This window comes from Deinococcus indicus (assembly GCF_002198095.1).
GTDB classification, from domain to species: domain Bacteria; phylum Deinococcota; class Deinococci; order Deinococcales; family Deinococcaceae; genus Deinococcus; species Deinococcus caeni.
Genome location: NZ_NHMK01000011.1, coordinates 69,851 through 83,504, shown reverse-complemented (window position 1 = coordinate 83,504; position 13,654 = coordinate 69,851). Strand labels below are relative to the sequence as shown.

Annotated in this window: 12 protein-coding genes; 5 read left to right on the top strand and 7 right to left on the bottom strand. The window is 71.4% G+C overall.

Features of this window, described 5'->3' with window-relative positions; genetic code table 11:
- Positions 1 to 30: 30 nt before the first annotated feature.
- The gene (locus CBQ26_RS08535) at positions 31 to 1,305 is read right to left on the bottom strand and encodes an MFS transporter (RefSeq protein ID WP_229844075.1); all 1,275 of its coding nucleotides are present in this window, start codon (positions 1,303 to 1,305) and stop codon (positions 31 to 33) included.
- A 215-nt stretch (positions 1,306 to 1,520) separates the two neighbouring features.
- Between CBQ26_RS08535 and CBQ26_RS08530 the strand changes: the two genes are divergently transcribed.
- Positions 1,521 to 2,558, top strand: coding sequence for a C40 family peptidase (locus CBQ26_RS08530; RefSeq protein ID WP_088248217.1), 1,038 nt, complete (start codon positions 1,521 to 1,523; stop codon positions 2,556 to 2,558).
- Between the two features lie 113 nt (positions 2,559 to 2,671).
- On the opposite strand, the gene CBQ26_RS08525 is transcribed toward CBQ26_RS08530, so the two are convergent.
- A complete protein-coding gene (locus tag CBQ26_RS08525; protein ID WP_088248216.1) occupies positions 2,672 to 2,893 on the bottom strand; it encodes a transcriptional regulator in 222 nt (73 codons plus the stop codon).
- Between the two features lie 287 nt (positions 2,894 to 3,180).
- Between CBQ26_RS08525 and murA the strand changes: the two genes are divergently transcribed.
- Positions 3,181 to 4,461 (top strand): UDP-N-acetylglucosamine 1-carboxyvinyltransferase, encoded by a 1,281-nt coding sequence (gene murA / locus CBQ26_RS08520; RefSeq protein ID WP_088248215.1) that lies wholly within the window; start codon positions 3,181 to 3,183, stop codon positions 4,459 to 4,461.
- A gap of 266 nt (positions 4,462 to 4,727) precedes the next feature.
- Here murA and CBQ26_RS08515 read toward each other — a convergent pair whose 3' ends face one another.
- Positions 4,728 to 5,807, bottom strand: a complete 1,080-nt coding sequence (locus CBQ26_RS08515; protein ID WP_088248214.1) for a methyltransferase domain-containing protein — start codon at positions 5,805 to 5,807, stop codon at positions 4,728 to 4,730.
- Between the two features lie 63 nt (positions 5,808 to 5,870).
- On the opposite strand from CBQ26_RS08515, the gene CBQ26_RS08510 reads away from it, so the two are divergent.
- The 3 genes from CBQ26_RS08510 to CBQ26_RS08500 all read left to right on the top strand — a co-directional run bounded on the left by CBQ26_RS08510 (position 5,871) and on the right by CBQ26_RS08500 (position 9,378).
- Positions 5,871 to 7,271, top strand: a complete 1,401-nt coding sequence (locus CBQ26_RS08510) for a TrkH family potassium uptake protein (protein ID WP_088248213.1) — start codon at positions 5,871 to 5,873, stop codon at positions 7,269 to 7,271.
- The gene (locus tag CBQ26_RS08505) at positions 7,268 to 8,641 is read left to right on the top strand and encodes a TrkH family potassium uptake protein (protein ID WP_088248212.1); all 1,374 of its coding nucleotides are present in this window, start codon (positions 7,268 to 7,270) and stop codon (positions 8,639 to 8,641) included. The genes CBQ26_RS08510 and CBQ26_RS08505 overlap by 4 nt, the downstream gene beginning before the upstream one ends.
- Before the next feature lie 77 nt (positions 8,642 to 8,718).
- Positions 8,719 to 9,378: a potassium channel family protein gene (locus CBQ26_RS08500; protein WP_088248211.1), complete on the top strand. Its 660-nt coding sequence runs from the start codon at positions 8,719 to 8,721 to the stop codon at positions 9,376 to 9,378.
- 219 nt (positions 9,379 to 9,597) lie between these two features.
- Here CBQ26_RS08500 and CBQ26_RS21830 read toward each other — a convergent pair whose 3' ends face one another.
- The 4 genes from CBQ26_RS21830 to lptB are packed head-to-tail and all read right to left on the bottom strand — an operon-like array spanning position 9,598 to position 13,542.
- On the bottom strand, positions 9,598 to 9,753 hold the full coding sequence (locus CBQ26_RS21830; RefSeq protein WP_172417990.1) for a hypothetical protein: 156 nt from the start codon (positions 9,751 to 9,753) through the stop codon (positions 9,598 to 9,600).
- A 19-nt stretch (positions 9,754 to 9,772) separates the two neighbouring features.
- Entirely contained in the window at positions 9,773 to 10,975 is a 1,203-nt protein-coding gene (locus tag CBQ26_RS08490; protein WP_088248210.1) for an ABC transporter substrate-binding protein, read from the bottom strand.
- A 58-nt stretch (positions 10,976 to 11,033) separates the two neighbouring features.
- Positions 11,034 to 12,728: a DUF3084 domain-containing protein gene (locus tag CBQ26_RS08485; protein WP_088248209.1), complete on the bottom strand. Its 1,695-nt coding sequence runs from the start codon at positions 12,726 to 12,728 to the stop codon at positions 11,034 to 11,036.
- 22 nt (positions 12,729 to 12,750) lie between these two features.
- Positions 12,751 to 13,542: an LPS export ABC transporter ATP-binding protein gene (gene lptB / locus CBQ26_RS08480; RefSeq protein WP_229844076.1), complete on the bottom strand. Its 792-nt coding sequence runs from the start codon at positions 13,540 to 13,542 to the stop codon at positions 12,751 to 12,753.
- Between the last annotated feature and the right edge of the window lie 112 nt (positions 13,543 to 13,654).

Genomic DNA, 13,654 nt, shown 5'->3' with positions numbered 1-13,654 from the left:
CCGTTCGCGGGGCGCGGGCTTAGGCTCGGTTCAGGGTTCGGGGCGGGGGTTGCGGGGCAGGCGGGTCCACAGGGCGGCGGTGGCGGCGGCGCCCAGCGCGGCCAGGACGATCAGGCCCAGGCGCGGCCCGAAGGGACCGCTGCTGCTGATCAGGCTGCTGGCGATCAGTGCGCCGGGGGGGCCCATGCCGACCAGCACGAAGGAGTACAGGCTCATGACCCGGCCGCGCAGCGCGTCGGGGATGGTGAGCTGCACGCTGGAGTTCGCGCTGACCAGCAGGGTCAGCATCCCGAACCCGCAGGCGGCCAGGACCGGGAAGGCCAGCGCCGGGCCGGGCGTGAGGGCCAGCGCGACGGCGCTGAGGGTCAGGATAACCGCGCCGACCCGCAGGTTGCGCAGCGGGTTGGGGCGGCTGGCCTGCCAGAGCGCGCCGGCCATCGCGCCGATACCGAACGCGGCGGACAGCGCGCCGAAGGTGGCCTCGCGGGCGCCGAACACCACGCGGGCGTAGTAGGGGATGATCACGTTGAAGTTGATGATGGTCAGGCTGAGCGCCCCGACCAGCAGCATGACGTTGCGCACGGCGGGCGTGCCGCGCACGTAGCGCAGGCCCTCGCGGACGTCCTCGGCCATGCTGCCGCGCGGGCCGCCCTCGCGGGCGGGAAAGGGCAGCGTGGCGATCACGTACAGCACCACGAAGAACGACGCGACGTTCAGGTAGAACGGCAGCGCCAGCCGCGAGATGTCGTCGCCGTTCCCGCCGGCCAGCAGCGTCACGCCCAGCGCGGCGACCACCCCGAACAGGGCCTGCCCGACGGTGCGGCTCACGTTGAACGACAGGCTGTTCAGGGCGACGGCGTTCGGCACGTCGCTTCTGGGGACGAAATCCACGACCATGCTCTGCCGGGCCGGCATGTCGAAGGCGTTCGCGCAGCCGGACAGGAACGCGATGGCCATGACCAGCGGCAGCGTGACCAGCCCGAGGTGCGTGGTGACGGCCAGGGCGGTCGCGGTGATCAGCAGCGTGATCTGCGTGGCGAGCAGCACGTTCCGGCGCGGCACGCGGTCGATGACGGCCCCGGCGAACAGCGAGAGCAGCAGGCTGGGCATGAACTGCGCGGCGGTGACCCAGCCCAGCGCGGCGCTGCTGCCGCCCGAGAGTTCCAGCACGAGGTACTGCTGGGCGGTCGCCTGCATCCACGATCCGGTCAGCGAGAGCAGCTGCGAGAACCAGTAGCGGCGGTAGTGGGGGTGGCGCAGGGCACTGAAGGTGCGCGTACGCCACGCCTGGGCGCGGGCAGTCACGCCTGCCACCATACGCCCCGCCGGGACCGCAGCGGCCTTCCTGACGGGACGCTCCCCCCTGCCCCGGCGCGGCGGGTGGCCTGGCAGGGTGGACAGCTTGGCAGGGTGGGGCGGCGCGTGTTACGGTGCGCGGGTCTACGTTCATGGTTCTCAGCTGTTTCGCTTCTTTCCGGTGCCGGCAGATGGCCGGCCGGGTCTTCCCTGCGAGTCGCTCCATGCTGCTGCCTGATTTCCGCGCTGCCCTGTCCTGCCGCCCGCTGACCGCGCTGGCGGTGTCCGTGTCGCTGGGGGGGCTGCCGGCCGCCGCGCAGACCCTCACCGTGCAACTGGTCGTGGCGGCCCCGGACCTGCGGGGCGAGGCCAGCGTGACCGTGCAGCCCGGCGATACGGCCTTCAGTCTGGCCCGCCGCGCCGGCCTGAGCGTCGAGGCGCTGCTGGCCCTGAACGGCCTGACCCGCCCGGACCTGCGGGTCGGGCAGGTGCTGACGCTGCGGGACGGACCGCGCACGCACGTCACGCAGCCCGGCGAGACGCTGTACGCCCTGGCCCGCCGTTACGGCGTGACGGTGGACGCCCTGCTGGCCGCCAGCGGTCTGCCGCCCGGTGCGGCGCTGCGGGCCGGTCAGGTGCTCACGCTGCCGGCCGGTGCGTCCGACCGCGGCGCGACGGCCGCGCCCGCGCCCACGCCGGCCGGACCGCTGCCGGGAGGCGTGGGCGGATCACCGTTCCTGCCGGCGGCGCCCACACCGGTCGCTCCGGTCCTGCAACCGGCGCGCGAGATGCCGCGCGTGCAGGGACCGGCCGACCCCGCCCCTGCCCCGGCTGCCGCCCTGCCGCCTGCCGCTGCCGCGAGTGCCGCGCCGGGCGACTGGCGCGGCGCGGCGATGGCGCTGCTGGGCACGCCCTACGTGTTCGGCGGCGAGGCCCGCAGCGGTCTGGACTGCAGCGGGTTCGTGCGGCAGGTGTTCACGCCGCTGGGTGTGGCGCTGCCGCGCGTCAGTACGGATCAGGCGCGGGCGGGCGCGGCGGTGGACGACCGCGACCTGCGGCCCGGCGACCTGCTGTTCTTCGACACCGAGGGCCGGGGGCGCGTGTCGCACGTCGGCATCTACCTGGGCGACGACCAGTTCATCAGCGCGAACAGTTACCTGGGGCGGGTGTCGGTGGACCGGCTGCGGGCCGACCGCTACTGGGGACCGCGCTACCTGTGGGCGCGGCGGGTCCTGAGCGACCCGGTCGCACTGGCCCGGTGATGCGGCGCCCAGCACCGCTGTCTCCGGCGGGCCGGAACCGGGCCTGAGCCGGCCCCCGACTGACAGACGGCCGCGCGCCTTCCCTGACCGGAAGGGCGCGCGGCGGGGGCGGATCAGGCGTCGTCGCTGGGGACGGTGTCCAGGATGGAACGGTACTGCTCGAGGTTCTCTCCTTCTCCGAGTTCGCGGGCGATCTTCTCGATGGCCAGGCGCACCACTTCACTCTTGCTGATCAGTCGTTCCGGGCTGGACAGTTCGTACGCCGTGCGGGTCAGCAGGGCGTCCTGCTCGTCGCTGATGACCACCTGCAGGCGTTTACGTTCCTTCTTGGGCATGCCTCTCCTGAAAGGGACCTCCCGCGGCCGTGGGCGTCGCGGTGGTGGGTGTGGTCGTACCCGCAGCGTAGCACGCAGCTCTGAGTACCCTCAACATGAGACTCCCCTGACGACTGGCCTCCCGATGCGACTCATCCTCCGGGCGGTGACCGGATGTATGGTCAGTGTGGACACATCCTGAGCACGATGTGTAACATGCACCCATGCCGCGTGGGGCAACCGGTCGGCTGCCGGCCCCCTCAATCCCACTCCCCGCGCGCCCGTGACCTTCACGAAAGGATACCCCCATGCAACTGACCCCACTGCACGTCCAGGGAGGCCGCGAACTCAGCGGCGAGATCGCCGTTCAGCACAGCAAAAACGCGGCGCTGCCGATCATCGTCGCCAGCCTCCTGAGCAGTGAGAAGGTCACCCTGCACGGCATCCCGCGCCTGAGCGACGTGGCGACCATCCTGGACCTGCTGGCCCACATCGGCACCCGCCACGCCTGGATCGGCGAGAACAGCCTGGAACTGCACACCCCCGAGATCCTGAACACCGACGCGCCCTACGCGCTGGTCAGCAAGATGCGCGCCAGCTTCATCGTGATGGGCCCCATCCTGGCCCGCGCCGGACACGCCACCGTCTCCATGCCCGGCGGCTGCGCCTGGGGACCGCGCCCGGTGGACCAGCACGTCAAGGCGCTGCGCGCCCTCGGAGCGCAGGTCAGCGAGGACGGCGGGAACTTCGAGGCGACCCGCCAGGGCAGCCTCAGCGGGCAGTTCATCTTCGAACTGCTGACCGTGGGCGGCACGCACAACGCCATCCTGGCCAGCGTGCTGGGCGACGGCGTGGTCACGCTGGAAAACGCCAGCATCGACACCGACGTGGTCGACATGATCGAGTTCCTGAACAGCCTCGGCGCGGACATCCAGGGCGCCGGGACGAACACCATCACGGTGCGCGGCGTCAGCGCCCTGCGCGGCGGCACGTACACGGTCATTCCCGACCGCATCGAGGCCGGCACCTTCATGATGCTGGCCGCCGCCACCCGCAGCCGCATCACCCTCACGAACGTCCGCCCCGACCACCTGCGCGCCGTGACCGGCAAGTTGCAGGAGATGGGCGTGGACGTCACCGAGCAGGGCAGCACCCTGACCGTGGACGCCCGCAACCGCACCCTGAGCCCCGTGAACATCACCACCCAGAGCTATCCGGGCTTCCCCACCGACCTGCAACCGCAGATGAGCGCCCTGCTCGCCACGGTGCCCGGCACCAGCGTCGTGCAGGACCCGGTGTACCCCGACCGCCTGACGCACGTGGCCGAACTGACCCGCATGGGCGCGAACATCACCGTCAGCGGCTACACCCAGGTCATCCAGGGCGCCGCGCTGCACGCCGCGCCGGTCAAGGCCGCCGACCTGCGCGCCGGCGCGGCCCTGTTCATCGCCGGCCTGACCTGCGAGGGCGACACCGTCATCGACGGCGTGCAGTACCTGAACCGCGGCTACGAACGCCTCGCCGAGCGCCTGCGCGGCCTGGGCGCCAACGTCATGCAGCCCGAAGGCCTGCTGGCCGCCGCCGACTGATACGGACTACTTGAAGGGGGCGTTCCACCGTGAGCCGGTGGGGCGCCCCCTCTGCCTGTCTGCACGGCCTGCCCGGCGGGCAGTGGGCGTGGTCGCCCGTCCGGATCATACGGACTGCCGTTTGTTTCGCCGACAATCCGGAACTTCACCGCCCCTGCCGGCTCCACGTCCGGAAGGGCGTTTCTCTCTTACTCTGCGGGGCAGCTCTACGAGTCGCATCCGCTCGGACCCAGCGGGGTTTGCAGCCCCTTCAATCGGAGTCCGGATCAGGTTTTGCTGAGCAGGTACGCTTTGGGGTGGTGACCGCCGCTGGCGACCTGGAACAGTTCGTAGGCGTTCCACTTCTGCTGTTCGGCCAGCACCCGTTCGAACAGGCGGATCTCGTGCGTGATGACGCACAGGCGGCCGCGCTGGCTGGTCAGGCGGTGCATCTCCTTCAGGAAGGCCGGGTACAGGGCCTCGTTGCCGCCGTGCGTGCCGATGGCGTCGCCCCAGGGCAGGTCGGCCATGACCAGATCGAAGGACCGGGCGGGCAGGCCGGTGTGCAGCGCGTCGATGTGCGCGACCTCGATCTCGCGTTTGGCGGCGCGGATGTTCGTCTGCGCGCAGCGGACCGCGTCCGGGTTGATGTCCACGCCGACCATCGCGTCGTAGGGGCCCATCAGGGCGCGTTCGATCAGCAGGGTGCCGCTGCCGCTCATGGGGTTGAAAATGCGGTCGTTGTCGCGCTGCCCGGCCAGTTTGTGCGCGGCGTAGGCGATGGTGGCGTTCAGGCCGCCGGCCATGTTGCATTCGCGCCACGCGCGGGCGCTCAGGGGGCGGCGGGTGATGCGGGCCAGCACGTCCCAGCCTTCGCCGCCTTGCTGCGGCAGGATGCGGATCAGCAGCTCGCCGGTCTCGGGTTCGTGCGGCAGTTGCAGCGCCGTCTGGAGTTCCTCGGCGATGCGCTGCATGACGCTGCTCTCGCGTCCGGCCGCGCCGATCCGGAAGGAGGTGTGGCCGCCGACCTCCACGACCTCCCTGAGGAAGGCCGTGAGTTCCCCGAGTTGCTGGTGGCCCAGCAGGCCGCGCGGGCGGGGCACGTCCCAGCCGCGCACGCGGTACACGGCGGTGACGCTTTTCATGCGGGTCAGGCGTTCCGGGTCGCCGGGGTACCAGAAGCGCGGGCCGCGGATGTCACGCGCGAGCGGCACGCTGTCCAGTTCAGTGGCGGCGACGTGTTCCAGGCCGGCCAGCGCCTCGAGTTCGTACTCGCGCGCGGGGGCGCGGGTGCGGTGATCGACCTTGGGTCGGCTGGTTTTCCGCCCGTAGGGCGAGGCGCGGTCTGGGCGGGCAGGTCGGGGCATAGCAGGACAGTATAGGCCGTCGGCGCGGCGGGGGTGCGCGGGGCGTAGAATCCGGGCCGACCCATGACCCGCCTGCCTCCTGCCTCCCCTTCCGCCGGCCCGGCCCGTTCCGCGCGCCGCCGGCGGCCGTTTCCGCGCCTGAGCCCCCCGCAGCTGATCGCGCTGACCTTCGCGGCGGCGATCATGGTGGGGGCCGCGCTGCTGTCGCTGCCGGTCAGTCTGGAGGCCGGGCACAGCGTCACGCCGCTGCAGGCGCTGTTCATGGCGACCAGCGCCGTGTGCGTGACCGGGCTGGCGGTCGTGGATCCGGGCGGCACGTTCTCCACGTTCGGCGAGGTGGTGCTGATGCTGCTGATCCAGGTGGGTGGGCTGGGCCTGGTGACGCTGGGGACGCTGTTCGCGCTGGCGTTGCGGCGGCGGGTGGGCGTGACCGACCGCATCCGGGCGGCGCAGCAGGTGAGCGCCTCGGACCTGGGAAGCGTGGTGGCGCTGGTGCGGCGCATCGTGCTGAGTTCCCTGCTGATCGAGGCGGTCGGGGCGCTGCTGCTGGCCGCCGTGTTCGTGCCGCGCGAGGGCCTGGGGCGCGGCCTGTACTACGCGGTGTTCCACTCGGTCAGCGCGTTCAACAACGCCGGGTTCAGCCTGTACGCCACGGGCCTGACGGAGTTCGTGCAGAACCCGCTGCTGAACGTGGTGGTGCCGCTGCTGGTCATCCTGGGCGGCCTGGGGTTCCTGGTGCAGCTGAACGTCCTGCGGTTCATGCAGGACCGGCGGCGCGAGCGGCTGACCCTGAACAGCCGCCTGTCGCTGACCATGACGGCCGCGCTGCTGCTGGTCGGGACGGCCGGGTTCGCGCTGGCCGAGTGGAACAATCCCGCCACGCTGGGCGCGCTGTCGCCCGGCGGGAAGCTGATGGCCGCGTGGTTTCAGGGTGTGACGCCGCGCACGGCGGGCTTCAACACCCTGGATTACGGGGCCATGCAGTTCACGACGCTGTTCCTGACCATCCTGCTGATGTTCGTCGGCGCGAACCCCGGCTCGACCGGCGGGGGAATCAAGACCACGACCTTCTACGTCATGATGGCCAGCGCCTGGAGCATGGTGCGCGGCCGGCGTGACACGGCGCTGTTCCGCCGCCGGATCGACACGGACACGGTGCTGCGCGCCATGACGGTGGGCCTGCTGAGCCTGGGGCTGGTGAACGTGACGTTCCTGCTGATGCTGGCCCTGAACACCAACCCGGACGTGAAGTTCGTGCAGCTGTTCTTCGAGACGGTCAGCGCCTTCGGCACGGTCGGCCTGAGCATGAACACCACGCCGCTGCTGAACGCCCCGCAGGAGGCGCTGCTGATCGGCCTGATGTTCCTGGGCCGGATCGGGCCGCTGACCTTCGCGGTGGCCTTCAACCGCCCGGACAGCGTACGGGTCCGCTACCCCGCCGACAAGGAGCTGCTGATCGGATGAACTGGCTGCGTCCCCGTGGTCCGCGCCGCGGCCTGCTGCGGCGGCTGCGTCCGCCGCAACTGCTGGCGCTGGTGTACCTGCTGGGCATCGCGCTGGGCGCGGCGCTGCTGCACCTGCCGGGCATGACCCGTCCCGGCGTGAACCTGAACACCGTGGAGCTGCTGTTCACGGCGACCAGCGCCATCTGCATCACGGGGCTGGTCGTGGCGGACACCGGCGAGACGTTCACGCGGCTGGGGCAGGTGACGATCATCCTGCTCGCGCAGATCGGCGGGCTGGGCATCATCACCTTCGGGACGCTGTTCGCGCTGCTGGCCGGGCGGCGCGTGAACTTCAGCGAACGGCAGCACCTCGCGCAGCAGGTGAACGCCCTGAACGTGGGGGGCGTGGTGGCGCTGGTGCGGATCATCTTCCTGTACACCTTCGCCGCGCAGGGCGTGGGGGCGCTGCTGCTGTCGCTGCGGTTCGTGCCGCAGTTCGGGCTGGGCGAGGGCCTGTACCAGTCGGTGTTCCACTCGATCAGCGCGTACAACAACGCGGGGTTCGTGGTGCTGCCCGGCGGCATGGCCCCGTACGTGGCCGACCCGCTGGTCAGCGGCGTGATCGCCGCGCTGATCATGCTGGGCGGCCTGGGTTTCCTGGTGCAGCTGAACCTGCTGACGCACTGGCGCGCCCCGCGCCGCAACCGCCTGCTGATCTACAGCCGCCTGACGCTGTGGACCACGCTGGCGCTGCTGCTGATCGGCGCGGTCCTGATCCTGGCGCTGGAGTGGCGCAACCCCGGCACGCTGGGGCCGCTCGGGCCGGGCGGGAAGCTGCTGGCGTCGGTGTTCCAGAGCGTCACGCCGAGGTCCGGGGGGTTCGCCACGGTGGATTTCACGGCCATGGGGAACGCCACGATCTTCCTGATCATCGCGCTGATGTTCATCGGCGCGAACAGCGGCTCGACCGGCGGCGGCATCAAGACCAGCACCTTCGCGATCCTGCTGGGCAGCGCCTGGAACCTGATCCGTGGCCGCACGGAACTCATCACCTTCGGGCGGCGGGTCCTGCCGGAGAACGTCGTGCGGGCCGGGACGATCACGACCATCTACACGCTGCTGGTCTTCACGGGCTTCTTCCTGATGCTGGTCACGAACCCCACGCTGCGCTTCACGCCGCTGCTGTTCGAGACGGTCAGCGCCGCCGCCACGGTCGGCCTGAGCCTGAACACCACGCACCTGCTGAACGATCCGGGCCTGATCATCCTGAGCGTCCTGATGTACCTGGGCCGCATCGGGCCGGTCACGTTCGCGCTGGCACTGAACCTGCGTGAGACCAGCAGCGGCCGCGTCCGCTACCCGCCGGAACGCGACATCCTGGTCGGATGACCCCGCCCCGCCCCCAACCTGAAGTACTCTCTTGACAACCGGCCCGGCCGACCGCCGACGCCTGAAAGGAACCACCCATGAAAAGCAAACAATGCCTCGTGATCGGCCTGGGCCGCTTCGGTACGGCCGTCGCCACCACCCTGTACGAGATGGGCCATGAGGTCGTGGCCGTCGACCACCACGAGGAGAACGTCGAGCGGGTCATGAACCTCGTCACGCACGCCGCCATCCTGGACGCCAGCGACGAACGCGCCCTGCGCACCCTGGGCGTCGCGGACTTCGACGTGGTCGTGGTCGCCATCGGCACGGACGTCCAGTCGAACATCCTGGCCACCATGAACGCCAAGAGCCTGGGCGCGCCGTACGTGGTGTGCAAGGCCGTCGACGAGATGGCCCGCCGGGTGCTCGAGCGCATCGGCGCGGACCTCGTCATCCGGCCCGAGCATGACATGGGCGTGCGTCTGGCACGACAGATCGCCACGCCGAACATCGTGGACACCCTGGACCTGGGCAGCGACTACGCCGTCGTGGAGATCGAGGCGAACGAGCGCCTGAAGGGCACGCTGCGCGACCTGAACCTCACGGGCCGCTTCGGGGTGCAGGTGATCGCCATGAGCCGCGCCGGGAAGATCGAGGTCACGCCCGGCGCCGAGGACGAACTGCGTCCCCACGACAAACTGGTCCTGATCGGCACGAGTCACGCCCTGGACGAACTGCGCCGCTACCTGGGCGAGTGATCCGGACTCCGATTGAACGGGCTGCAAAGCCCGCTGGGTCCGAGCGGAGCGACTCGTAGAGCTGCTCCGCAGAGTGGGAGCAACGCGCCCCTCCGGACGTGGAGCCGGCAGGGGCGGTGAAGTTCCGGATTGTCGGCGAAACAGACGGCAGTCCGTATACCGCAGGCGGGGTGCGGGCCGTGGGTTGATCCTCACCGCCCGCTTCTCCCTGCTCCCTGCCTACTGCCGGCCCAGGGCCACGACCATCGCCGCGAGCAGCGGCAGCAGCGCCGCGCACGCCCAGACGGTTCCGGCACGCGCCGCGCCGGGCCTCAGCAGGAACAGCAGCAGCAACGCGGCGACAGCCAGGGTCAGCAGCAGGTACAGGGCGCTCATGGCAGGCAGCATACGGCGCTCAGCGTTGCGCCTGCCGCTGCGCCTCGTCCAGCGCGGCCTTGGCGCCCAGTTTGCCGGTCGTGGCCTTCTGCATGGCGTCTTCCAGCAGGGCCGTCCAGGCGGCGTACTCGGGCGTGGTGGGGCGCGGCACGGCGCGGTTCATCTGGGCGTGCGCGGCGCGCAGCTGCGGGTTCTTCGCGTACCAGCCGTCCAGCAGCGGCACGGCGGCGCGGCGCGGCGGGGCGTAGGCGGTGACCTGCACCCAGTTCGCCAGTCGGTCGGGGGCGCTCAGGTACTGCCAGAAGGCGGCGGCGCCGGCCTGCTCGGTGGCCGGGGTGCCCCTGGGCACGGCCAGGGTCGCGCCGCCCAGCGGGACGGTGCAGGCGCCGGGCTTCTCGCACGGGAACGGCGCGACGCCCAGCTTGAACAGCGGCAGTTTGCGCGCGTCGGTCCAGTTGGCGACGCTGGCGAGGACGAACACGTTCTGGCCGCGCGCGAAGTCGATGGCGGCGCGGGTGGCCTCGTTCAGGGTGCGGGGCTGCGCGTGCCCGGCGGCGCTCATGCGGGCCAGCTGCGTGAGGGCCTCGGCGGCGTCCGGGCTGTTCAGGCGGGGTTCCTGGCCGCTGCTGAGCGTCCCGCCGCGCGACAGGACGTTCGCCTCGAAGGTCCAGGCGTCGGCGGCGACCACCAGCGGGCGGCGACCACCCGTGGCGAGCGCGCGGCTGACGCGTTCCAGGTCCGCCCAGGTGTCGGGGACCGGCTGGTCGGCGTTCTCCAGGATGCGGGCGTTGAACATCAGGACCGGGACGCTGACGTTCCAGGGCAGTCCGTAGGTGCGGCCGCCCATCTCGCCGGCGCGCCACACGGCCGGGTAGAAGTCGTTTTTCAGGGCGTCGGGCAGGGCGTCCACGGTGCGGGTCAGGTCCGTCAGCTGCCCGGCGGCGGCCAGCGCGGGGAACTGCGTGAATTCCAGCTGCACCAGCGCGGGCGCGCGGCCGGCCTTCTGGGCCGCCTGGAGTTTGGGCAGCAGCTCACGGTAGTTGCCCTGCGCGACCGGCACGACCTCGTAGGTGCTCTGCGAGCGGTTGAAGTCGCGGGCGTACGTGGCGACCGTGTCCTTGACGCCGGTCATGGCGTGCCAGAATTCCACGCGGATCGGTTCGGCCTGCGCGGAGGCCGGAACGAGCAGGGTCAGGGTGAGCAGTGAAACCAGGGAACGCATGCGCGGAGTGTACCTGCTGCGCCTGACTGGAACCTGCCCCCACAGGTGGGCCCGGCGCTCAGGGCAGGACGGGGTACAGGTCCACGCGGGTGCCGGGCCGCACGTCCTGCCGCGCGGCGATGCCGACCGTGGCGACCGCACCGCTGCGGGCGCCCAGGCGGCTCAGGAGCGTCACGAGTTCCGTCACGTCCAGGCCCTGCACGTACTCGCTGGGCACGCCGCGCGCCGTGATGTCCAGCACGGTGTCCTTGACGAGGTCGTTCACCTGTTCCTGCAACGCGCCGGGCGTGACGTTCAGGTTCAGGGTGGCGCGGCGGATGATCTGATCCCCGCGGTACAGGACGGCGTTCGGGCGGGCGTCGCAGCTCAGGTCCACCGGGAAGCCCACGGCGGCGTTCTGCGCGGCGCGGCACTGCACGAAGGTGCTGACGTTCAGGCCGCGCAGTTTCGTTTCCAGCAGGCTGCGCGCCCCGGCGCTCAGGCGGACGCTGGGGGCGCCCTTCGCGCCGCGCGCCTGGGCGCTGCGGGCCGCGTCGGCCAGGAAGGCGTCGAGGTTGCGGACGCTGGGCACCACGGCGGCGTACACGAGGTCGTTCTTGGGGTAGGCGAGGTCGGTATTGCGGCTGGCGCTCAGTTCGGCGCGGCTGCTGGAGTACTCGTCTTGCAGTTTGCCCAGCGTCTCGCGGGCGGCGGCGAGGTCCCGGCCGAGCGCCTCGTTGCTGGCGCGCAGCTGGGTCTGCTGGGCGCGCAGTTGCGCCTGCTGCGCCTGGAGGGTCGTCAGTTCGGCGCGCACGCGGTCGCGGTCGCGGGCGGCGGCGTCGCGTTCGGCGGTCAGCTGGGCGCGTTCGGTCAGCAGGCGGTCGCGGGCCTGCTGCGCGGCCTGCTGCTGCTCGCGGGCGCGGGTCAGGGCGGCCTGCGCGTCGTTCAGGGCGGAGTCGGCGGCGGCGCGCGAGGCGTTCAGGGTGCGGACCTGCCCGCTCAGGGTGGTCACCTGCGCGCGGGCCTGCTGCGCCTGCTGGGCGGCGGCGCGCTGCGCGGCCTGGGCGGCGGCCTGCTGGGCGGCGGCGCGCTGCTGGACCTGCTCGGCGGCCTGCTGGGCGGCGGCGGCGCGTTCCTGCGCGGTGCGGGTCTCCTGTTCGCTCAGGGCGATGCGGGCGGCGAGGTCCACGACCTGCGCGTCGAGCGTCTGCGCGCGCTGCTGGCTGCGGTCGAGCGCCTGTTCGCTCTGCGTGAGTTTCAGGCGGCTCTCCTCGGCGCGGCGTTCCAGCGAGGTGCGCGTGGCGGTCAGGGTCCGGACGCGGCGTTCGAGGTCGGCGGCCTGGGTGGTCAGGGTCTGTTCGGCGGCGCGGGCGGCGTTCAGGTCCGCGCGGATGCTTTTCAGGTCCCGCTGCGCGGTCTGCTGCTGGGCGCGCAGCGTCTGCGCTTCCTGCTGCGCGCGGTCACGGTCGGCCTGCGCGGCGCGCAGTTCGGCCTGCACGCCCCCGATCTCGGTGCGGAGCGCCTCGAGTTGCGGGCGCAGCTGGTCGGCCTGCGCGATGGTGTTCACGGCGCTGCTGTTCAACGCCAGGAACGCGGCGAGACTGGCGGCGCTGATGCCCATGCCGGACAGCACCGCCACGAGCAGCGCGGTCGTCTTGGGCCGCAGGCCGAACAGGCGGATGTGCTTGCGGCCGGCCTTGCGGGCGATGGTGTCGGCGGCGTAGGCGACCACGCCCGAGAGCACGATCACGAAGGGAAGGAACAGCCACAGCATCGTCAGGGTCTCCGGGCAGCGGTCACAGCTCGAAGTCGTCGCCCAGGTAGTACTGGCGGGCGTCCTCGTCCTGCGCGAACTGGGCGGGGGTGCCCTCGAACTTCACCTGCCCGTCGAACATCAGGTACACCCGGTCGGTCAGGGCGATGGTCTCGCGGACGTTGTGGTCGGTGATGAACACGCCCAGGCCCCGGCGGTCCCGCAGTTCGTGGATCAGGCGCTGAATCTCGCGGATGCTCTTGGGGTCCACGCCGGTGAAGGGTTCGTCCAGCAGCAGGTAGTCCGGGTCGGTGGTCAGGGCGCGGGCCAGTTCCAGGCGGCGGCGCTCCCCGCCGGACAGCTGGTAGGCGTAACTGCCTGCGAGGTGTGTCAGGCCGAATTCGGCGAGCAGCGAGTCCGCGCGGGCTTCCTGCTCGGCGCGGCTCAGGTTCTGGTACTCCAGGATGGCCAGCAGGTTGTCGCGGGCCGTGAGTTTCCGGAAGGCGCTGGGTTCCTGCGGCAGGTACCCCAGGCCCAGGCGGGCGCGTTCGTGCATGGGCAGGCGCGTCACGTCCCGGTCGCCCAGCGCGATGCGGCCCGCGCCGGGCCGGATGAAGCCCACCAGCATGTAGAAGGTGGTGGTCTTGCCCGCGCCGTTCGGGCCGAACAGGGCGACGATCTCGCCGGGCCGCACGGTCAGGTTTACGTCTCGGACCACGGCGCGCCGGCCGTAGCTCTTGCCCAGGTGCTCGGCGTGCAGGACCGGACGCTGCGGCTCGCCGGAAGCGGACGTGACGGCCGTCTGGGAGGAAGTCGGGGAGGCGGGGGCGGTCACGTCCGCAGCGTACCACGCACCCCCCATGAGCCCCGTGATGAAGTTCCGGATCAGACCCCCGCCGCCTGCCCGGCCTGATGCCCGGTCATTGGCCCAGTCACCGGCCCCTGCC